This is a genomic window from Nocardia violaceofusca NBRC 14427, from assembly GCF_963869435.1.
Taxonomy (GTDB): Bacteria; Actinomycetota; Actinomycetes; order Mycobacteriales; family Mycobacteriaceae; genus Nocardia; species Nocardia aobensis.
Genome location: NZ_CAWMPM010000030.1, coordinates 110,509 through 130,004, shown reverse-complemented (window position 1 = coordinate 130,004; position 19,496 = coordinate 110,509). Strand labels below are relative to the sequence as shown.

Below are 19,496 nucleotides of genomic sequence, written 5' to 3'. Positions count from 1 at the left end.
TTATGGGACATGGGGTCGAGGGCCGCGATCGGCCGGTTGCCCGGCTGGACAGTGAGTCCGCCGCGCATGTAGCGACCACCCTGCAGGCCCTGGCCACGCCGAGCCGGCTGCTGATCCTCAGTGAATTGCGCCAGGGGCCGCGGCCGGTCTCCGAACTCGCCGAGGCGGTGGGGATGGAGCAGTCCGCGGTCTCTCATCAGCTCCGTCTGCTGCGCAACCTCGGCCTCGTCATCGGAACTCGCGCCGGTCGCAGCATCGTCTACAGCCTCTACGACACCCATGTCGCGCAATTGCTGGACGAGGCGGTGTATCACAGCGAGCACCTGCGTCTCGGCCTGTCCGATCGACCGCGAACGGCCGGCTGAGGACGTTCCGGGACACTTCACGGGCCTTTCGGTCCTGTGGGGGGCCGGTGTCTCCGTTTTGTCCGCGCCGGCGGGAACCGGCCTGCGGAGGCGTTGACAACACCTCGTCCCTCGCGCACACTGCTCTTATTAGAGAGCGCTGCTCTCCAGAAAACGAGAGGGCAGTCATGCAGGAACTGTGGAAGTGGGCCAACCTGACCGTCGCGTTAGCCGTGGAGCTCGGCGCGCTGGTGGTGCTGGGACTGTGGGGGTGGCGCGCCGGTGACAGCACTGTGATGAAAGTGATTCTGGCGCTGGGCATCCCGCTGGCCGCCGCGGTGGCGTGGGGAATGTTCGCGGCGCCGAAGGCGAGTTTCGATATTCCGCTGCTCGCGGTGATCACCAAGGTCGTCGTGTTCGGTGGCGCCGCGGCCGCGCTGTGGGGACTGGGCCATCGGGTGGCGGCGGTCGTCTTCGCGGGCGTCGTGATCGCGAATCTGCTGGCGATCAAGCTGGGCCACCTGAATTCGTAGCCCTGAATTCGTAGCGCGCCGGCCCGGAGTCCGGGCCGGCGCCCACGCTCACGGCACGACTTCGAAGACGTCACCCGGATTGACGTAGTCGTAGAAGGCCTTGGCCCCCTCGGGGGTCATCCGGATGCAGCCGTGGGACTGCTCCTCGATGGGCCCGATATGGGTGGCGATATCGCCGTTGAAGAAGACCGCCCAACGCATTTCGGCGTTGTGCATGGTGCTCCAGTGGTACGGCTCCTTGAACGCGACGTGGAAGGTGCCGGGCGGTGTCTCGTACCCGGGCCGCCCGTGCGAGATGGGGGTCGGGCCGTAGACCACGCGGCCGTTGTCCATCAGCCAGCCCTCATTGGTCGACAGGCGCAGGCAGGCGCGTGCGGCGGCCGAACACGGAGCCGAGATCTGGCCGGGCGGGGAAGGAACGAGTTGCGGAACGCCGGGGATGTCGGGGCCGCCGGGCCACACCGGATCGGCGCCCGCGGGCACCGTGACGGCGAATCCGGCAGCCGCGATCGCGGTCGCGGCCGCCGCTCGGATCGTCCATCGGGTGATGCTCGTGCAGTTCATATGCGTCCGACCTCTCTACCCGGCCCGCTGTCCGGCCGAGCCGGGCGGCGGGCACATTCGTCGACAAGCTGGGACGGCACCGTCAGCGATCGATGTGTGCTCGATCACGATGCATAGTTGATCATTGTGACCCGCCGCGGGCCCCGATGGTGCGGAAGAATCCGCCTTGTTATCACAAATCGGGCAGGCCGAGTTCCAGGTTGGGCGCGGCGATACCGCCGTCGATCTCGAGAATCTTGCCGGTGAGATAACTGCCCGCGGGGGAGCACAGGTAGACGATGCCCGCCGCGATATCGGTCGGATCGCCCAGCCGATGCAGCGGCGTATCGGCCTCCATCTTCGCCTTGACCTCGGGATTCTGTGCCACGACCTCGAGTGCGGAGGTCAGCACCGAGCCGACCGCGATGCCGTTGACCCGGATCCGCGGCGACAGATCCGCGGCGGCCAGCCGGGTCCAGTGCGCGAGCGCCGCCTTGGCCGTGCCGTAGGCGAGGAAGCCGCGCCCGGGCGCCCGGCCCATCATCGAGGAGATGTTGACCACCGAGCCGCCCTCGCCGGCGAGCATGTGCGGGACCGCCGCGCGGGTGAGGGCGTGCGCGGTGGAGACGTTGAAGCGGAAGGCCTCCTCGAGGAATTCCGGCGAGGTGGTCAGGAAGGTGTTCGGCATGGTGCCGCCGACATTGTTGATCACGATGTCGATGCGGCCGAATTCGGTGGCGGCGGCGTCGGCCAGTGCCGTGACGGCATCGAGATCCGACAGATCGCAGGCCACGGGGAGGGCGCGCCGCCCCGTCGCCCGGATCTGCTCGGCGACCGCGTCCAGTTGCGACTGCGTGCGCGCGGCGATCGCCACATCGGCGCCCGCCTCGGCCAGGGCGAGGGCGGTGGCGGCGCCGATGCCGCGCCCCGCGCCGGTAACGACGGCGGCGCGCCCGTCGAGTCGGAATTTGTCCAGGATCATCGCTAGTCCTCTCGGTTGTTGTCCTCGCAGTGTTAAGAATTAGCTCTTAACTGTCAAGGACTAGTGCTCAATCCGCTGGTAGGACGTATCGTGCTCAGGGTGGAAGCAGTGAGTGCCCGGGAGCGGTTGATGGTGGCGGGGGAGCGGCTGATCGCCGAGCGGGGATATCTGGTGCCGCTGCGCGATATCGCCGCCGCGGCCGGGCAGCGCAACAACTCGGCGATCCCGTATCACTTCGGCTCACGCGACGGACTCGTCGAGGCGGTGGTCCAGCAGCGGCTGGCGACTTTGGAGGTGCGCCGGTTGGAGTTGCTGGCGCAGCGCCCGGCCGCGGCCGCCGACGATGTGCACACTCTGCTCGACGCACTGGTCATCCCCATGTTCGAACTGGGAGCGCGTGACGAAAGTTCCTATTACGCAAGGTTTCTCGAACAGATCCGCACCCATCCCGCAGTGTCGGACGCGGCCAATCTGGACAGCGCCGAACGGACCTCGGTGCGAGTGATCGTGGGCGGGCTCGACCGCGCTCTTTCGGACCTGCCGCCGCGCCTGCGGCATCGCCGGCTGCGCAGCCTCACCACGGTGCTGTTCGCGCTGCTGGCCGACCACGAACGCGCCGTCGAGGCAGGCCGGATCGCCGCCGACGACCGGGAGGCCTGGGACCAGGTGATCGACATGCTCGCCGGCACCCTCACCGCCCCGGTGACGACGCGTACCCGCTGACCGTGTGACCATCGGTTCGAACCGAATTTCCCTGGATGCCCAGGTTTCGCGCTCGGACGCACGACAGCATCCGAGTGAGCATCACGGCGACGGCACCCCCGGATCGGTGGTGTGGAGCCGAGGCTGGCGGCTCACCACGCCCGCCGATTACCGTGAACCCTGTGGATATCGCGCGCGAGCTGCCCGGCGAACGGTCGGTGCCGCGTACCGGATGGCGTAGTCAGGGCGGGCCGCTACTGGCGGCCGGTGCGGTGGTCGCCGCGGCCGCGGTGCTGCACTTCCACGATCCGCACAGCCAGGGGGCATACGGGATATGCCCGTTCTATGCGCTGACGGGATGGTGGTGTCCGGGCTGCGGTGGACTGCGGGCTGTGCACAATCTCACCGAAGGCCGGGTACTCGACGCACTGCACAGCAACGTATTCGTGCTTCCGCTGCTGCTCACCCTAATGCTGTGGTGGGGGCGGTGGGCTCTGAGCCGCTGGCGCGGCCGAGCCGACACCGCCTGCCCGTTCACCCTTCGTGGCCAGGCGCAATGGTGGCTGATCGGGCTGCTCGTGCTGTTCACCATGGTCCGCAATACCCCGTGGGGTACATGGTTGGCCCCGGTCTAGGCGGGCATGCTGGAAATATGACCCAGGAAATCGCTGATTCACTGAAGGCTCGGGTGCGCGAGAAGATGCTGCGCCAATTGAACGAGGACGGCGCGCCCGACGCCGAGCAGGACGATCCGCGCCAGATCGCCATCGAGAAGGATCTCGAGGCCATCGACTCCGTTCCCGACGGCGATCCGCTGATCGAAGAATTGGCCGCCCGCTACCTGGTGCCGTGAATCGGATCGTGCCGGATCAGATCGCGCAGGGTGCCGCGCCCTGCCCCGCCTCCGTCAAGCCGGGCCGGGTCTCCGGCAGCGGGGACCACTGGCCGCCGGCATACGTGTAATTCCACGAAGCGCCGTCTCGAACCAGTCGGCTCAGCGCCTCGAGCAGGCGATCCACATCCGCGACCGACGTGCCCAGACCGACGCTCGCGCGCACCGCGCCGTCGACACCGAGCCGCTGCAGCAGGGGATGTGCGCAGAAACGCCCGTCACGCACGCCGATACCGAATTCGGCCGACAGATACGCCGCGACCCGGCCGGGCTCGAACCCGTCGACGGTGAATGCCACGATGCCCACACTGTCGGCACTGTCGGAAAAGATGCGCAGTTGCCGAACGCCCGCAACGCTTTTCAGGCCGTCGCGCAGGCGGCGGATCAAGTGGTGTTCGTGCTCGACCACGGCCTGTTCGTCGAGGGCATACAACGTTTCGCAGGCCGCCGCGACGGCCGCCGCGCCCAACACGTTCGGTGATCCCGCCTCGTGCCGCTGCGGTGCGGGCGCCCAGTGCGCCTGCTCGGTGGTGACCGCGGTGACCGCCCCGCCGCCGGCCAGATACGGCGGCGCCGCGTCCAGCCAGTCGCGGCGGCCTACCAGCACACCGGCGCCGAAGGGCGCGTACAACTTGTGCCCGGAGAAGGCCAGGTAGTCGATGCCGGTTCCGCCGGATTCCGCGAACGACTGCAGGTCGATTCGGCGATGCGGGGCCAGTTGCGCGGCATCGACCAGGATGCGGGCGCCGTGGCGATGCGCGATCGCGGTCAGTTCCGCCAGCGGCAGCACCTCACCGGTCACATTCGACGCGCCCGTAACCGCAAGCAGTGCAGCGGGTTCGGCGCACAGTTCGGCCTCGAGCCGCCGCAGCGTCTCCGCGATCGTCGCGGCGGCGGGAACCACCCGGCGGCCGCGGCGCGTCCAGGGCAGGAAATTCGCGTGGTGTTCGATATCGAGCACCACGGTGTCGCCGGGAACGCAGCACGCCAGCAGATTCAGCGAGTCGGTGGTGTTGCGGGTGAACACCACCACCTGGTCGTCGGCGCAGTTCACCGCCCGTGCCACCGCGACACGCGCTGCCTCGTAGCGATCGGTGCTGATGCGGGAGGCGTATCCGGCGCCGCGGTGCACGCTGGCGTAGTAGGGGAGCAGTTCGTTCACGCGGTCGGTGACCTGGGCCAGGGCGGGGGCGCTGGCGGCGTAGTCGAAGTTGGCGTAGGTACGGAAACCGCCCTGTACCAACGGAACTCGCAGATCGCAGCCGGAGACGCGCGCGATCGGTTCACCGGTGCGGCAGGAACGGGTGGCATGGCCGGCGCAGTCCGGCGCCGAGCAGGTGCAGGAGGCGCCGGAGCGGGAGGCGTAGCCGCCGTGAGCGCAAACCTGTTCCGGGACAACGGTTTCGGCGGTAGCGGCGGCAATTGTCGAGACAGCAGTACGCATCGGGGCGATCCCTTTGTTCAGGGACTCCGGACGTGGAGGGTGATCGGAGTCCGCGCTTGCCGTGCTCGGTCGAGCATCGGCCAGGTCGTCACCCGGAGCACCCCACCGCGGAGGAGGGTTGCCGACCAGCTAGCCGGGGCTTGACGCTGGTACTCGTGACCTGAGCCGAGAGTGGCAGAACCGGCCCGGCGTTGTCAAGCACCCGACTCGAGCGAGCAGTGGCGCCGCGCCGCCCGCGAAATCGGCGACGCGTGAAAGGAATTGCGGCTCAGTCCAATCCGGCTGGGCGGTGATAGGTGCCGTTGTAGTACAGCAGCGGGTTGCGCATCGGCTCGCCACCGGTGTCGTCGTGCACCCGGGTGACCAATCCGACCACCAGGGTGTGGTCGCCGATGGGAATCAACCGATGCACGGTGGCCCGCACCCAGATCGGGGTGCCGTGCAGCACCGGCTCGCCCGTCTCCAGCGTCGACCACAACTCCGGGTCGGCGAAACGCTCTTCGGCGGCGCGCGAAAACCGTTGTGCCAGATGCTGTTGATGTTCACCGAGGAAGTGCACGACGACCGAATCGGCCTCGCTCATCGCGTCGATGGACGAGGAGGTGTGCGCGATGTTGAACGAGATCAGTGGCGGATCCAGCGACAGCGAGGCGAAGGAGGTGGCGGTGAAGCCCACCGGGCGTTCCGGCCGGCTCAGGGTGACGATCGTCACTCCCGCGGGGTAGTGGCGCATGGCTGCCCGGTACTGCGCTGCGGTGACGCCGTCGTGCTGAGATTCGAGATGCTGAGGGTCGAGATCGGCCAGCTCGGCGTCGGGTCGCTGGGAACTGCTCACGCCTCCAACCTACGTCGTGCCCGCCCTCCCGCAATCCCGACGCCGTCCCGGCGCCGCCGAACTGCCCCGATACGCTGGACGAATGAGTGATTGGAAGGCCTTCGACGTCGAGCGCACCGGTCACGTCGCGCGAGTGACGCTGACCGGACCCGGCAAGGGCAATGCCATGGGCCCGGATTTCTGGAGTGAACTGCCACTGATCTTCGGCGAGCTGGACGCCGACCCGGAGATCCGCGCGATCGTGCTCACCGGCTCCGGTAAGCACTTCTCCTACGGCCTCGATCTGCCCGCGATGAGCCCGACCTTCGGTCCGCTGCTGGGCGAGAAGGCCCTGGCCGCACCGCGCACCGATTTCCTCTACGAGATCCGCCGCATGCAGGCCTCGGTGACCGCGGTCGCCGACTGCCGCAAACCCGTGATCGCCGCGATCTCCGGCTGGTGCGTGGGTGGCGGACTCGATCTCATTGCCGCCGCGGATATCCGCCTGGCCAGCGCGGAGGCCAGCTTCAGCCTGCGCGAGGCCAAGGTCGCCATCGTCGCCGACATCGGATCGTTGCACCGGCTGCCGGGCATCATCGGCGAGGGCCATGTGCGCGAGCTCGCCTATACCGGCAAGGACATCGACGCCGCGCGGGCGGAGAAGATCGGCCTGATCAACGACGTCTATCCGGACCAGGAAGCGGTTCTGGCCGCCGCGTACACGCTGGCGGAGGAGATCGCCGCGAATCCGCCGCTGGTCGTGCAGGGCATCAAGGACGTGCTGGACCAGCCCAAGGCCGGCAAGGTGGCCGACGGGCTGCGGTACGTCTCGGCGTGGAACGCGGCCTTCCTGCCCTCGGAGGATCTGACCGAGGCGATTCAGGCCGTCTTCGAGAAGCGCAAGCCGAACTTCCAGGGCAAGTAGCGCACGTGACTTCCAGGGCAAGTAGCGCACGTGCGACGGCGCTCGGCGGGACGCATACGCCCGCGAGCGCCGTCGACCGGCACTCAGTGCCCGCCCTGCTCCTGCAGCCGCTCGAACGCCTCGGTGGTGAGAGTCTCGGCCTTGGCCCGGCCGTCCCAGCCCTCGACCTTGACCCACTTGCCGGGCTCGAGGTCCTTGTAGTGCTCGAAGAAGTGCTCGATGGCCTTGCGCTCGAATTCCGGGATGTCGTTGACGTCCTGGATGTGATCCCAGCGCTTGTCGCCGGCCGGCACCGCAACGACCTTCTCGTCGCCGCCCGCCTCGTCGCTCATCAGCAACACGCCGACCGGGCGGGCCTCGACGATCACGCCGGGGAACACCGACTCCGGCAACAGCACCAGGCAGTCCAGCGGGTCGCCGTCGGAGCCGAGGGTGTTCTCGATGTAGCCGTAGTCGGCCGGGTAGACCATCGGGGTGTAGAGGTAGCGGTCCAGCCGCACCCGACCCGTCTCGTGGTCGACCTCGTACTTGTTGCGCTGCCCCTTGGGGATCTCGATGGTGACGTCGAACTCCACGTCATCTCCTTCGTCCGATGCGTATGCGTTGATGCGGTACGGCTGCTCGCCGGCGTGTGCCGCGGCCGACTCGCCGACCGGTCCGGTGGGCTGCCGACGCGCCAGCTCGTTCGGTGGAACGCCGGCGAGGTGAGGATAGTGTGGTCGATGCGCGCATGGGTGCGGCAGGGAGCGTCCGCCTCACACGGGTGAATAGGGAGACAGCTGTCACGTGGTAGGTCGAGGTAGGAAGAACATCGGTGGGCTGGCCGCTCGCCGACGCCGCAATATGTGGGTCGCGGTGCTGGTCGCAACCGTTGTCGCCGTCGTCGTGGCCACGGTGGCTCTGGTGACGGTGCGGCCGTGGACCGAGGAGTTCCGGCACGGGGGTCTGACGATAGCCGCACCCCCGGCCCCCGTGAAGCCCTTTCCCCAGCTGAATCCCGCCTCGGCGAGTGCGCCCGAACCCAGCCGCCAGGGTCTGGCCGCTGCCCTGGCCCAGGTGGCTACGAGTCCGGACCTGGGCAATTTCGCCGGATCGATCTCCGATCCCGACACCCGCGCCACGCTCTGGAGCGCCGATCCGGACAAGCCGATGATCCCGGCGTCGACCCTGAAGGTCATGACCGCGGCGGCCGCGCTGCTGGTGTTGCCGCCGGATCGTCGGCTCACCACGCGGGTGGTGGCCGGTTCGGCGCCCGGTGAGGTGGTGCTGGTCGGCGCCGGCGATCCGACTCTGACCGCGCAGGCCGACGGCAAGGGCTACTACCCGAACGGGCCGAAGTTGTCGGATCTGGTGGCTCAGATCCGTGCCGCCGGGCATCCGGTCGACACGGTCGTGGTCGACACCTCGCTGTATTCGGGTCCGACTTCGCCGGCCGGCTGGGATCCGGCCGATATCGCGGGCGGTTCGTGGGCGCCGATCGAACCGGTGATGATCGACGGCGGCCGCCTCGACCCGCTGGTCGAATATTCGCCGCGTTCGGCCACGCCCGCCCTGGACGCGGGTCGCCGGCTGGCGCTGGAACTGGGCGCCGACCCGGCGAAGGTACGGCTGGGCAAGGCCGCCCACGGCGCCGCCGAATTGGCCCACGTGGATTCCGCGGAACTGCGGGACCGCTTGCGGGACATGATGATTCACTCCGACGACGTGCTCGCCGAGACGATCGGCCGGGAGATCGCGGCGGCGACCGGTGGCGAGCAGTCGTTCGCCGGTGCCGCCTCCGCCACCCTGACGGCGTTGAAGGCGGCGGGTTTCGACACCGCGGGCGTCACCCAGATCGACAACAGCGGACTGTCCACCGACGACCGGGTTCCGGCGCGACTGCTCGACCGGATCATCGCCGAATCGGCCGCGTCCGCGCAGCCGGGCGGTGCGGATCCGGGCGGCACCACACCGCCCTCGGTCGTCAACACCGGCGACGCCGCCGCGGTCGCCTCGCCGCTGGCGCCGCTGCTGGACTATCTGCCGGTCGCCGGTGGCACCGGATCGCTGGCGGTGCGGTTCGTCGACGGCGGCCCCGAGCGCGCGGGAGCGGGCTGGGTGCGTGCCAAGACCGGAACTCTGTCGGTGTCGAGCGCGTTGGCTGGATATGTGTTGGATCGCGACGGCCGCGTCATGACCTTCGCGCTGATGTCGAACGACCGGCCCCCTGAGGCCAGCCGCCCGGCATTGGACGCCGTCGCCACCACGCTTCGCAACTGTGGATGCTCCTGACGGGTGGAAATGCGATGACCGGATCCGGTGACCCCGCCGATGGCCGTACCGCCGACGATGCCGTGGTCGCCGGTCGCGAAGCCACGGACGTGGCGAAGAACGCGTCCGCGAAACGCTCGGTGCTGGCCGGCTCGGTCGATTGGCAGCTGGCCGCACGAGCCGGTAGCGCCGTGGTGCCGTCCGGTCCGCGCACCACGCGGTATTCCGCCGAACAGGTCGTCGAGGAACTGTCCGAGGCGTCCGTGCGGGCCGAGGGCCCGGTGCGCGAGGTGAGTCTGCTTCTCGACGACCAGCCCGTTCCGCAGGCCACGATCGTCGATCGCCGCGGCTGGATCCGCGCGGCCGCCGAATCCATGTCCGAACTCACCGGATCCGCCGACGACGGCCGCGGCCGCTTCGCCGGGAAACCGGCCGGCGTCCAGGCCGGGGCGATGCTGGCCTTCCTGTCCACCGCGATCCTCGGCCAATACGATCCGTTCAGCGGGCCGGACGGCACCCTGCTGCTGGTCGCGCCCAACATCATGGCCGTGGAACGCGCACTCGGCGTCTCGCCCAGCGATTTCCGGCTGTGGGTGTGCCTGCACGAGGTGACGCACCGGGTGCAGTTCTCCTCCGCGCCCTGGCTGGCCGACTATATGAAGCAGAACGTCGACACCCTCGGCGCCGTCGGCGACGAATCGGTGAACGAGGTGCTCACCCGGCTGCTGGAGGAAATGCGTCGCCGCCGCGACAACGGGGTGAGCGACGATCCCGCCGATCGCGGCATCCTCGGCCTGCTGCGCGCCACCCAGCCGCCGCCGCAGCGCGACGCGCTGGACCGGTTGCTGATGCTCGGCACGCTGCTGGAGGGCCATGCCGACCACGTGATGGACGCCGTCGGCCCGGCCGTGATCCCCACCGTCGCGCAGATCCGCGAGGCATTCGATCAGCGTCGCCGGCGCCCGGCCAATCCGGTCCAGCGGCTGTTGCGCGCCCTGCTCGGGGTGGACGCGAAGGTCGCGCAGTACGTGCGCGGCAAGGCGTTCGTCGACGAGGTCGTCGGCAAGGTCGGCATGCAGCGGTTCAACACCGTGTGGACCGACGCCGACACCCTGCCCCGGCCCGACGAGATCAGCACCCCGCAACGATGGATCGACCGAGTCCTGGGGTGACCCCGGCGGGCGCCGCCGGGGTCGCGCGCGCCCGGCTTCCGGAGACGGCGGCGGTGCTGGGGATGCGGCACGCCGTACGCGAGTGGCTGCTGCGGTATCGGCCGGAGGGCGCGGTGGCCGTCGCCCTGTCCGGTGGGGCGGATTCGCTGGCCCTCACGGCGGCGGCGCTCGCCGAGGCCGACCAGGTCGACGCGTTGATCATCGATCATGGATTGCAGGACGGCTCGGCGGCGGTCGCGGCGGAGGCCGCCGAGATCGCCCGGCGGCTGGGATGCCGGGCGGTGCGGATGCGCCGCGTGTCGGTGACCGGACCGGGCGGGCCGGAGGCCGCGGCGCGGCAAGCGCGCTACGCGGCACTGGACGAGCTGCGCGACGGCCTGCCGGTGCTGGTCGGGCACACCCTCGACGATCAGGCCGAAACCGTGCTGCTCGGATTGGCGCGCGGTTCGGGCCAGCGCTCGATCCAGGGCATGGCCGACTACGACGAGCCCTGGGGCAGGCCGCTGCTGGGCGTGCGGCGCGCGGTCACTCGGGAGATGTGCCGGGATCTGGGTCTCGACCCGCACGAGGACCCGCACAACGCCGCCCCGGAATTCGCCCGCGTCCGGTTGCGGACCGAGGTGCTGCCGCTGCTGGAGGAGGTCCTCGGCGGGGGTGTGGCACCGGCGCTGGCTCGCACGGCCGCGCAACTGCGTGAGGACGGCGAGGCGCTCGATGCGATTGCCGATCGATTGCTGATCGATGCGCGTGATGGTTCGTCGCTGTCGGTCGAGACACTCGCCACGGTTCCGCCCGCGATCCGTCGGCGTGTCATCCGGGCCTGGCTCCTCGGTGGCGGCGCAAAGGCCTTGACGGACAAGCATTTACGCGCGGTGGAGTCCTTGATCACCGATTGGCACGGGCAGGGCGGCGTCGCGGTCGGCGGAGGAATGCCGGGGATCAGGTTGGTTGCCAGGCGCGAACGTGGCAGGCTGACGTTGGCGTTCGCACGATAACGACCCGAAGGGAACCCAGCACACGTGTACGGGGACGACATAGCGTCGGTGCTGATCACCGAGGAGCAGATCCGAGCCAAGGTCGACGAGTTGGCCGAACTCATCGCGAAGCGATATCCCCCGGACGCGCCCGAAGGTGATCTGCTGCTGGTCGGCGTGCTCAAGGGTGCGATCTTCTTCATGACCGAGCTGGCGCAGGCGCTGCCGATCCCGACGCAGATGGAGTTCATGGCCGTCTCGTCCTACGGGTCGTCCACCTCCTCCTCGGGCGTGGTCCGGATTCTGAAGGATCTGGACAAGGACATCGCCGGGCGCAACGTGCTGATCGTCGAGGACATCATCGACTCCGGTCTCACGCTGTCGTGGCTGATGCGCAACCTCTCCAGCCGCAACCCCGCCTCGCTGGAGGTGGTGACGCTGCTGCGCAAGCCCGATGCGCTGCGCACCCACATCGAGGTCGCGCACGTAGGTTTCGACATCCCGAACGAATTCGTCGTCGGGTACGGACTGGACTACGCCGAGCGTTACCGCGATCTGCCCTACATCGGCACCCTGAACCCGCGGGTCTACAGCGCCTGAACTGGGCACATGACCGAATTGGTGACCGAATTCCGCCGGAGTGTGGCGAAAATCACCGTTTGACGATGTTCCCTGCGCAATCGCTATCGATGGAAGTTGCTGATCGCCCGGGATGACGGGCCGGATCGGCGGCGGAACTCTCCGCTCCGCGCTGAACGTGACATCACCGCTGGTCGACGCCTGCGGTGATGTCGTTTCATCGGCTTCTCGCGACGGCTGTCGCGTTCGCTGAGAATTGACCGAGGCGATTGTGCTGGAGTTATGGCGGAGCCCTATGCTGTCAGTAACAAACCGTTTGGCTGTTTATGACCCTCTATTCAGACTTGAAGGTCTAAAGCGGCTAGATTTCCCTGACCGATTCTGATAGCAAGGTGCTATGGACCCGCATTTGCGCGACCTGCGGTACTTCGTCGCCGTCGCTGAGGAACTGCACTTCACCAATGCCGCGCAGCGGCTGCACATCGCTCAACCCACCCTCTCGCGGCAGATCCGCCAGCTCGAGCGTCAGCTCGACGTGGTCCTGTTCGATCGCAACCAGCGCAGCGTCGCGCTGACCGTCGCCGGTAAAGAACTGCTCGAGGGAGCCCGTCGCATCCTGGAGCTGTGGGAGGTCACCAACGTGGCCCTCCAGGAAGCCGGTGAGGTGTTGCGGGTCGGTATCCAGAGCTCGATCGGACGCGGTCTGATCGCCGAACTGGAAAGCGCCAGCGGACATCGGCTGGCCCTGCATTCGGCATCGTGGACCGATCCCTCCAGCGGCCTCGCGGGCCGGCAGGCCGATCTGGCGTTGATGTGGTTGCCGGTGCCCGATTCCGGGCGCTACCGCTGGCAGGTGCTGCGCACCGAAGCGAGGTGGGTGCTTCTCCCCGAGAACCACCGGCTGGCCGATCACGAGGCCATCGAATTCGCCGATCTGATCGACGAGCCGTTCATCGCGATGCCCGCCGAAGCCGGTGCGGCACGCGACTTCTGGCTCGGCGGCGACGCCCGCGGTGGGCGGCAGGCCAAGATCGGCGGCGAGGCCGCCACCGCAGAGGAGCGGCTCGAGGCCGTCAGCCTCGGACTCGGCGTCTGCCTGCTGGCCGAGAACAACGTGCCGATGTATCGGTGGCCCGGGCTCACCGCCCGCCCGGTCGCCGGCCTCGCGCCGTGTGAACTCGCGATGGTGTGGCGCGCGGACGACGACCGGCCGACCATTCTCGATTTCGCCAATCGCGTTGTCGCCGGAGGGTTTTCCGTCGTCGAAGACGACCGGTGAGCGCTGTCGAAGACGACCGGTGAGCGCCGTCGAAGACGAGCGGTAGCGCTCAGGCGGTGCGCTGCCAGGGCTGAGCGGTCTCCAACTGGGCGGCCAGGCGTAGCAGCGTCGATTCGCTGCCGGGCGGCCCGGCCAGCTGCGCGGCCACCGGCGTTCCGGTGCGCGGGTGCAACCCCATCGGGACGCTCACCGCGGGCCAGCCGACCAGATTCCACAGCGGCGTGAACGGCGAGAAGCGAACGTTGGCAACGACATTGGCCAGCCAGCCCCGGGCGTGCCAATTGCGCGCCGCGAGGGCGGGCGTGGCCAGCGTCGGGGTGATCACCACATCGTGCTGCTCGAAGAAGTCGAGCAGCCGCGCCTCGATCCGGTCGACCTGATTCGGCCGGACCAGACCGGCCTTCAGCACCGCCCGGCCCAGCGCGATATGCACGCGGCTACGGCGTTGCAGCAGTTCCGGATTCGCGACCGCACCCGCCTCGCGCGCCGCATTGGCCAGCCAGCGCCACGCCAGCGCGGTGGTCGCGCCCTGATACGGCAGTGCGGCGGGCACGACGCCGTGACCGGCCTCCTCGGCGAGCCGGGCGGCGGTCTGCGCGGCCGCGGCCCAGTGCTTGTCCACCCGGACCAGCGGGGACGGCGATCCGGGCGCGATCGCGATGCGCAGCGGCGTCGGCGGTTCCAGATCGGCCAGGGCCGGGCGGTCGGCCAGCACCGACAGCATGAGTGCCGCATCGGCGACCGTGGTCGCGAGCACCCCGTTCTCGGTCATGCCGCTCCAGGAGTCGACCCCCACCTGGGCCGGGACCACGCCGCGTCCCGGTTTGATGCCTAAGACGCCGCAGCAGGCGGCGGGTATGCGCACCGACCCGAGCCCGTCGTTACCGTGGGCCACCGGCACGAGTCCGGCACCGACCGCGGCGCCCGATCCACCCGAGGAGCCACCGGCGCTGTAGCGAATATTCCACGGGGAACGAGCAATTCGCTCGGGCGTGTCGGAGGTGCCCCACAGTGCGCCCTCCGGCATCTCGGTCAGGCCGACCACGACCGCGCCCGCGGCCCGCAACCGCCGCACCACCGGGTGATCCGTGGCGGCGGGGACGCCCGACCCCGCGCGCGAACCCGCGTCGGTGATCTCACCGGCCACATCGATGTTGTTCTTCACCGCGACGGGGACGCCGGCCAAGGGGAGGATGTCGAGGTCGGCGCGGTCGGCCAGGGCGCGGCTCTCGGCCCGTGCCCGCTCCGCGCGGACGGTGTGGAAGGCGCCTACCCGCGTATCGCCCCCGGCGATGCGATCCAGCGCGGCGTCGACCACCTGCCCGGCCGTGACCAGACCGTCGCGCACCGCGGTGGCGATCGCGACGGCGGTCGTCAGCTTCGCCGGATCGGGGGCCTTCTCGGCGTCCGCGGCACCGCCGCCGGTGACCGGCTCACTGCTCGCGGCGGGGGGTTGCGGCCGGTCGCCCGGCGGGGTGCTCGACCCGGAACCGGTGCTGGAAACGTGCTGCGGTTCAGCGTTTTCCGCCGGCGGCCCGGAGGTCTGATCCGCTGGTCCCGAACCGGTGGTTTCGTCTGCGTCCACTGCTACCTCCCGGGTGGCGCGCGAGACGGCGTTCGATGTCGCGTCGGCCAGTGCGGTGCCCTCGTTGTGCATATGTCGAAGCCCCCGTCGCGTTGTGGTCGATATGGGCTGTTTTCGATGTTGTCGCGCAAGTTATCACTTTCGGCGACGCACACCGTTGATGATCACGGGGCGTGGCGGATGGTGCCGTGAAACCACGACCGCGATGCCCGAATGCACGGTGGCCGCGGCACCCACTGGACACCGCAGCCGGACAGCACATTTCGCTCCGCGCTATTCGGTGCCGTTGCGGACCCGTTCCTCGTAGGCCTTGCGGGCGGCCGAATCGACGTCGCCGAGGAAGGTCTGCTGCGCGCCCAGAGCACGTCCGATCGCATCGCCCACCGACTCCGGCAGCAATCCGACCACCTGCGAGATGGCGCCGGCCACCTTCGTCACGCGGACCTTCGACTTCGGTGCCACCAGGAGTTTCGCGATGGCCTCGGCAATCTCCTCCGGCTCGGCCGGGCGCATCAGCTTCGGCGCCGAAACACCCGATCCCAGTTCGGTATTGGTCAGCGTCGGCAGCACCGACGAGAACGACACGCCCGTATCGCGATACTCCTCCCGCAGCGTGTCGGTGAAGCCCAAAACCGCGTGCTTGGTGGCGTTGTAGGTCGCCAGACCGGGGATGTGGGTCTCGCCCGCGAGGGAGGCGATATTGATGATGTGGCCGCTGCGCCGCGGCAACATCCGGGCCAGCGCCAGTTTCGAGCCCAGGATGACGCCGTAGACATTGATATCGATGATGCGGCGGGTCAACGCATCCGGTTCGTCGACCACCCTGCCGGTGGGCATGATGCCGGCGTTGTTGATCAGCACATCGACGGGTCCCAGCGCCCGTTCCACCTCGTCGAGGAAACTGCTGAACGACTGCTGGTCGGTGACGTCCACCCGGCCGTAGTGATCGAAATCGTGGTCGGTGCCGGACTGTTTGACGGCCGTCTCGTCCACATCGCCGATGGCGATCTTCGCGCCGAGTTGCTGCAGCCGCGTCGCGGTCGCCAGGCCGATACCGCGGGCGCCGCCCGTGATGACGACGACCTTGCCGCTGATCTTGCCGAAGTCGGTCACTTCTTCCCTCCGACCGTGTCGAGCACGTCCTTGATGCCCAGCCGGCGCATGCCGCGCGCACCCGCGGCGCGCATCGCGGCCAGCGCGAAACCGAGTTTGGTGGTGTTGTACGGGAACCACATGAGTTCTTTTTCCTGCGTGGGCAGGATCGGCACGGTGATGGCCTGTTTGCGGCAGTACTTGCGCACGCCGTCGGCGCCGCCCCAGCGCGCGCCCACACCGGACTGCTGCCAGCCGCCCATCGGCAGCGCGAAACTGAACATGTTGGCGAAGACGTCGTTGATGTTCACCGCGCCCGCATTCAGCCGGCGCGCAACGCGTTCCCCGCGGGCCTTGTCGCCGGTCCACACCGACGCGGACAGGCCGTAGATCGAATCATTGGCCAGCCGAACGGCTTCGGCCTCGTCTGCGACCTTCATCACCGGGATGGTCGGGCCGAAGGTCTCCTCGGTCATACAGCTCATCGAGTGGTCGACGTCGGCCAGCACGGTGGGCTGGTAGAAGGTGCCCACACCGGTGGCCTTGCCGCCGGTCACCGCCCGCGCGCCCTTGGCGATCGCATCCTCGACGTGGTCGGAGACGATGGATTTCTGCGCGTCGTTGGCCAGCGCGCCGACATCGTATCTCGGCTCCCGCCCGTCGGCGCCCTGCCGCAGTTCGCGCACGTGCGCGGCCAGTTTCTCGACGAAGGTGTCGTAGACCGGAGCCTCGACGTAGACCCGCTCGACCGAGATGCACACCTGCCCGGCGTTGAACAGACCGCCGAAGGCGATGCCGTAGGCGGCGCGGTCGATATCGGCGTCGGCCAGCACGATCGCCGGATCCTTGCCGCCGAGTTCCAGGCTGTAGGGGATGAGCCGCTCCACGCAGGCCGCGGCGATCCGCTTACCGGTCTTGGTCGAACCCGTGAACTGCACGTAGTCGACGTTGTCGACGACCGCCGCGCCCGTCTCGCCGGCGCCGGTCACCACGGCCAGCACCGGCGGCGCACCGATTTCGGCCCAGCCGCGCGCCAATTCCAGCGCCGACAGCGGAGTCACCTCGGACGGCTTGAGAACGACGGCCGCACCGGCGGCCAGCGCCGGAATCACGTCGATCACCGGCATCGCCAGCGGGAAGTTCCACGGCGTGATCACGCCGACCACAGGATAGGGCCGGTAGGCGGTGGTCAGCTTCTTGACCCGGGCCAGCGGGCTGTGCGGCGAGGGATGTTCGTCGGAGAGGAACTTGCCGGCGCGCCGGGCGTAATAGCCGGTGAGATCGACCGAGAAGCTCGGATCGATCAGCGCGTCGACACGGGCCTTGCCGGTTTCGGACTGCAGCACATCGGCGAGATGATCGGTGTGATCGATGATCCAGTCCTGCAGCTTCAGCAGCCATTCCTTGCGGCCCTCCGGCCCGATGGCCTCCCATTCGGGCTGGTAGAGCCGCAATTCGCGGACCTTGGCGGCAACCGCGTCGGCCGATTCGGCGGGGACGGTGCCCACCAGCTCGCCGGTCGCCGGATTGCGCACCTCGATGTCGGTGACCAGCGCGGTCGCCGCTGTCGCCTGCCGCGCGGGTGCCGGATCCTTCTTCACGGTTGCCGCCGGAGCCGATTTCGTCGCCGCCGGCGTGCTCGACTTCGCGGCCGGGGCGGACTTCGCCGCCTTCGCGGGCGTCTTCTTGGCCGCGGTCCGGCCCGCGGTCTTACGGGCGGCCGGCTTGTTTGCGCCGGTCGATTTCCCGGCCGTGGATTCGCCGGGTGACGGTTCGGTATTCGGCACGATGCTGTCTCTCCCCACGTGCGCTGCGCTGCGAACGGTTGACATTGTGAATCACTTCACTGATCTATGATCGTGTCACAATGATTCGCGTGCTGCTTGGTCTTTGCGGTCAAGGACTCGGCTGTAATTTGGCACCGGAGCACAAAAACTTCGCGGCCGCCGGCGGGCTGCACAACGAGATCGGGTGAACGAGGGGATCGGTGATGGCGACAGCCCCGTCCGATGTGGCGGTCCGGCAGTGGATGGCCGATTTCGTCGCCGAGACACTGCGCGGCGAGACCCTCGAACAGATGGTGGCCCGGCTCGACGCGCAGATCATCGGCCGCGTGCCGGAACTGACCGATCGCGATCTGCGCCGCGATCTGGAATCCAGCACCCGGGCACACGCCCTGGCCGTCCTCAGCGGTCTCACCCAGGACGCGATGGAGTACGCGGTCCCCGAACAGGCGCACGCCTTCGCCCGCACGCTGGCCCGCCGTGGCTACGACCTGCGGCTCCTGCTCCGCGTTTACCACGCCGGCCAGGAGGCCGCGATCGACTACATGACCGAGGTGATCGATGAGCGCCGGCTGCCCGAGCAGTTCGAACGCTCGGCGCTGATCCGGCTGTTCGAACGCTCCACCCGCTGGGTGAACACCTCCGTCGAGGCGCTGACCGACACCTATATGCAGGAGCGGGAGCGCGGCCTGCGCGCGGCGCTCAACCAGCGCACCGAGATCGTGCGGACCTTGCTGTCGGGAGAGGATGTCGACGCGGACCACGCCTCGGCGCGGCTGGGATTCCGTCTCGGGCAACGCCAGGTCGCGATCGTGCTGTGGACCGATTCCGTTGCGCGCGGTGCCGGTGCGCTCCTGTCCGCCGCGGCGGACGGGTTCGCCCTCCCCGGCGCGGGCGACGGACGGCGGGAAGGCCCGGACGCCGTGACCGGCCCGCAGGGCGACGGCCTCGCCGGCAGCAGTGGCGCCGCGGGGGACATCGGCACGGACGACCGGCTGGCGGCCGGCAGTGATGAACTCGGACGGCTGGAACGAACGGCCACGCGGCTGGCCACCGCGCTCGGCGGGGTCGGCGTCCTCACCGTGCCGGCGGGTTCGGCGGCGCTGTGGGCGTGGCTCGCGGCCGATGCCGAGGCGGTCGCCGCCGTGGCCACCGATATCGTCGCCGCGCCGATACGCCTCACGCTGGGCTCGTCCGCGACGGGTGTGGCCGGATTCCGGCAGAGCCACCGCGATGCGATCGCGGCCAGGCAGGTGGCCGAGCGGGCGGCCGTCGATCTCGGCCGGGTGCTGCCGTACGCGCGGGTCGAACCCGCCTATCTGGCCGGTGCGGACGTCGCGGCGATGCGCGCGCTCATTCGGCGGGAACTCGGAGCGCTGGCCGCACCGGATGCGAATTCGGCGCGGCTGCGCGAGACCCTGCTCGCCTATCTGCGCTGTCACCGCAGCCCGGAGGGCGCGGCGGCGCGCCTGGGCGTGCACAAGAACACGGTCCGCTACCGCATTCAGCGCATCGAGGAAACGCTCGGGCGTCGCATCGAGGAATGCGGCCTACGGCTCGAGCTGGCGCTGGAATGCGTGGCGGTCTACGGGGTGTGAGCGC

The 19,496-nt window shown here is 69.0% G+C and carries 20 protein-coding genes and 1 riboswitch; of the genes, 12 read left to right on the top strand and 8 right to left on the bottom strand.

Annotated elements, in window-relative coordinates; genetic code table 11:
* Positions 1-2 precede the first annotated feature (2 nt).
* Positions 3-365 (top strand): ArsR/SmtB family transcription factor, encoded by a 363-nt coding sequence (locus AC5592_RS24350; RefSeq protein WP_036497426.1) that lies wholly within the window; start codon positions 3-5, stop codon positions 363-365.
* 167 nt (positions 366-532) lie between these two features.
* Positions 533-877: a YrdB family protein gene (locus AC5592_RS24345; protein ID WP_063065499.1), complete on the top strand. Its 345-nt coding sequence runs from the start codon at positions 533-535 to the stop codon at positions 875-877.
* A gap of 48 nt (positions 878-925) precedes the next feature.
* Here the strand turns inward: AC5592_RS24345 and AC5592_RS24340 are convergent, their stop codons facing one another.
* The gene (locus tag AC5592_RS24340; protein ID WP_051024145.1) at positions 926-1,441 is read right to left on the bottom strand and encodes a L,D-transpeptidase; all 516 of its coding nucleotides are present in this window, start codon (positions 1,439-1,441) and stop codon (positions 926-928) included.
* A 172-nt stretch (positions 1,442-1,613) separates the two neighbouring features.
* A complete protein-coding gene (locus AC5592_RS24335; protein ID WP_063065498.1) occupies positions 1,614-2,402 on the bottom strand; it encodes an SDR family oxidoreductase in 789 nt (262 codons plus the stop codon).
* A gap of 99 nt (positions 2,403-2,501) precedes the next feature.
* Here AC5592_RS24335 and AC5592_RS24330 point away from each other — a divergent pair, with 99 nt between their 5' ends.
* The 3 genes from AC5592_RS24330 (at position 2,502) to AC5592_RS24320 (ending at position 3,957) form a co-directional block, all read left to right on the top strand.
* Positions 2,502-3,125 carry a TetR family transcriptional regulator gene (locus tag AC5592_RS24330; RefSeq protein ID WP_146161177.1) on the top strand — a complete coding sequence of 208 codons (624 nt, stop codon included), beginning with the start codon at positions 2,502-2,504 and terminating at the stop codon, positions 3,123-3,125.
* Positions 3,126-3,286: 161 nt separating this feature from the next.
* Positions 3,287-3,739: a DUF2752 domain-containing protein gene (locus AC5592_RS24325; RefSeq protein ID WP_063065497.1), complete on the top strand. Its 453-nt coding sequence runs from the start codon at positions 3,287-3,289 to the stop codon at positions 3,737-3,739.
* Positions 3,740-3,768: 29 nt separating this feature from the next.
* On the top strand, positions 3,769-3,957 hold the full coding sequence (locus AC5592_RS24320) for a hypothetical protein (RefSeq protein ID WP_036497470.1): 189 nt from the start codon (positions 3,769-3,771) through the stop codon (positions 3,955-3,957).
* A gap of 16 nt (positions 3,958-3,973) precedes the next feature.
* Here AC5592_RS24320 and AC5592_RS24315 read toward each other — a convergent pair whose 3' ends face one another.
* The gene (locus tag AC5592_RS24315; RefSeq protein WP_084507076.1) at positions 3,974-5,440 is read right to left on the bottom strand and encodes an aminotransferase class V-fold PLP-dependent enzyme; all 1,467 of its coding nucleotides are present in this window, start codon (positions 5,438-5,440) and stop codon (positions 3,974-3,976) included.
* 47 nt (positions 5,441-5,487) lie between these two features.
* A riboswitch (SAM riboswitch) is annotated at positions 5,488-5,601 on the bottom strand.
* A 107-nt stretch (positions 5,602-5,708) separates the two neighbouring features.
* The gene (locus AC5592_RS24310) at positions 5,709-6,173 is read right to left on the bottom strand and encodes a flavin reductase family protein (protein ID WP_083870549.1); all 465 of its coding nucleotides are present in this window, start codon (positions 6,171-6,173) and stop codon (positions 5,709-5,711) included.
* A 184-nt stretch (positions 6,174-6,357) separates the two neighbouring features.
* Between AC5592_RS24310 and AC5592_RS24305 the strand changes: the two genes are divergently transcribed.
* Positions 6,358-7,179 carry a crotonase/enoyl-CoA hydratase family protein gene (locus AC5592_RS24305; RefSeq protein WP_063065496.1) on the top strand — a complete coding sequence of 274 codons (822 nt, stop codon included), beginning with the start codon at positions 6,358-6,360 and terminating at the stop codon, positions 7,177-7,179.
* Between the two features lie 83 nt (positions 7,180-7,262).
* Here AC5592_RS24305 and ppa read toward each other — a convergent pair whose 3' ends face one another.
* Positions 7,263-7,754 carry an inorganic diphosphatase gene (gene ppa / locus AC5592_RS24300; RefSeq protein ID WP_063065495.1) on the bottom strand — a complete coding sequence of 164 codons (492 nt, stop codon included), beginning with the start codon at positions 7,752-7,754 and terminating at the stop codon, positions 7,263-7,265.
* Positions 7,755-8,022: 268 nt separating this feature from the next.
* Here ppa and AC5592_RS24295 point away from each other — a divergent pair, with 268 nt between their 5' ends.
* From AC5592_RS24295 to AC5592_RS24275, 5 genes are all read left to right on the top strand, one after another.
* Complete coding sequence (locus AC5592_RS24295; protein ID WP_084507073.1) at positions 8,023-9,450, top strand: D-alanyl-D-alanine carboxypeptidase/D-alanyl-D-alanine-endopeptidase; 1,428 nt, start codon at positions 8,023-8,025, stop codon at positions 9,448-9,450.
* 14 nt (positions 9,451-9,464) lie between these two features.
* Positions 9,465-10,601 (top strand): zinc-dependent metalloprotease, encoded by a 1,137-nt coding sequence (locus tag AC5592_RS24290; RefSeq protein ID WP_084507071.1) that lies wholly within the window; start codon positions 9,465-9,467, stop codon positions 10,599-10,601.
* On the top strand, positions 10,577-11,596 hold the full coding sequence (tilS, locus tag AC5592_RS24285; RefSeq protein ID WP_063065494.1) for a tRNA lysidine(34) synthetase TilS: 1,020 nt from the start codon (positions 10,577-10,579) through the stop codon (positions 11,594-11,596). The genes AC5592_RS24290 and tilS overlap by 25 nt, the downstream gene beginning before the upstream one ends.
* Before the next feature lie 24 nt (positions 11,597-11,620).
* Complete coding sequence (gene hpt / locus AC5592_RS24280) at positions 11,621-12,175, top strand: hypoxanthine phosphoribosyltransferase (RefSeq protein ID WP_030517362.1); 555 nt, start codon at positions 11,621-11,623, stop codon at positions 12,173-12,175.
* A gap of 376 nt (positions 12,176-12,551) precedes the next feature.
* Positions 12,552-13,433, top strand: a complete 882-nt coding sequence (locus tag AC5592_RS24275) for a LysR family transcriptional regulator (protein WP_036497434.1) — start codon at positions 12,552-12,554, stop codon at positions 13,431-13,433.
* Between the two features lie 49 nt (positions 13,434-13,482).
* On the opposite strand, the gene AC5592_RS24270 is transcribed toward AC5592_RS24275, so the two are convergent.
* The 3 genes from AC5592_RS24270 to AC5592_RS24260 form a co-directional block, all read right to left on the bottom strand.
* Entirely contained in the window at positions 13,483-14,811 is a 1,329-nt protein-coding gene (locus AC5592_RS24270) for an amidase (RefSeq protein ID WP_063065520.1), read from the bottom strand.
* A 480-nt stretch (positions 14,812-15,291) separates the two neighbouring features.
* Positions 15,292-16,131, bottom strand: coding sequence for an SDR family oxidoreductase (locus AC5592_RS24265; RefSeq protein ID WP_036497435.1), 840 nt, complete (start codon positions 16,129-16,131; stop codon positions 15,292-15,294).
* Positions 16,128-17,711 carry an aldehyde dehydrogenase family protein gene (locus AC5592_RS24260; RefSeq protein WP_063065519.1) on the bottom strand — a complete coding sequence of 528 codons (1,584 nt, stop codon included), beginning with the start codon at positions 17,709-17,711 and terminating at the stop codon, positions 16,128-16,130. The genes AC5592_RS24265 and AC5592_RS24260 overlap by 4 nt, the downstream gene beginning before the upstream one ends.
* A 389-nt stretch (positions 17,712-18,100) precedes the next feature.
* Here AC5592_RS24260 and AC5592_RS24255 point away from each other — a divergent pair, with 389 nt between their 5' ends.
* Complete coding sequence (locus tag AC5592_RS24255) at positions 18,101-19,492, top strand: PucR family transcriptional regulator (protein WP_063065493.1); 1,392 nt, start codon at positions 18,101-18,103, stop codon at positions 19,490-19,492.
* Positions 19,493-19,496: the final 4 nt, after the last annotated feature.

Excerpts from the sequence above, each read along its gene's own strand:
- AC5592_RS24350 (WP_036497426.1), top strand. The coding sequence starts at position 3 with ATGGGACATGGGGTCGAGGGCCGCGATCGGCCGGTTGCCCGGCTGGAC.
- AC5592_RS24345 (WP_063065499.1), top strand. The coding sequence starts at position 533 with ATGCAGGAACTGTGGAAGTGGGCCAACCTGACCGTCGCGTTAGCCGTG.
- AC5592_RS24340 (WP_051024145.1), bottom strand. The coding sequence starts at position 1,441 with ATGAACTGCACGAGCATCACCCGATGGACGATCCGAGCGGCGGCCGCG.
- AC5592_RS24335 (WP_063065498.1), bottom strand. The coding sequence starts at position 2,402 with ATGATCCTGGACAAATTCCGACTCGACGGGCGCGCCGCCGTCGTTACC.
- AC5592_RS24315 (WP_084507076.1), bottom strand. The coding sequence starts at position 5,440 with ATGCGTACTGCTGTCTCGACAATTGCCGCCGCTACCGCCGAAACCGTT.
- AC5592_RS24310 (WP_083870549.1), bottom strand. The coding sequence starts at position 6,173 with ATGCGCCACTACCCCGCGGGAGTGACGATCGTCACCCTGAGCCGGCCG.
- AC5592_RS24305 (WP_063065496.1), top strand. The coding sequence starts at position 6,358 with ATGAGTGATTGGAAGGCCTTCGACGTCGAGCGCACCGGTCACGTCGCG.
- AC5592_RS24295 (WP_084507073.1), top strand. The coding sequence starts at position 8,023 with ATGTGGGTCGCGGTGCTGGTCGCAACCGTTGTCGCCGTCGTCGTGGCC.
- AC5592_RS24290 (WP_084507071.1), top strand. The coding sequence starts at position 9,465 with ATGACCGGATCCGGTGACCCCGCCGATGGCCGTACCGCCGACGATGCC.
- tilS (WP_063065494.1), top strand. The coding sequence starts at position 10,577 with ATGGATCGACCGAGTCCTGGGGTGACCCCGGCGGGCGCCGCCGGGGTC.
- AC5592_RS24275 (WP_036497434.1), top strand. The coding sequence starts at position 12,552 with ATGGACCCGCATTTGCGCGACCTGCGGTACTTCGTCGCCGTCGCTGAG.
- AC5592_RS24255 (WP_063065493.1), top strand. The coding sequence starts at position 18,101 with ATGGCGACAGCCCCGTCCGATGTGGCGGTCCGGCAGTGGATGGCCGAT.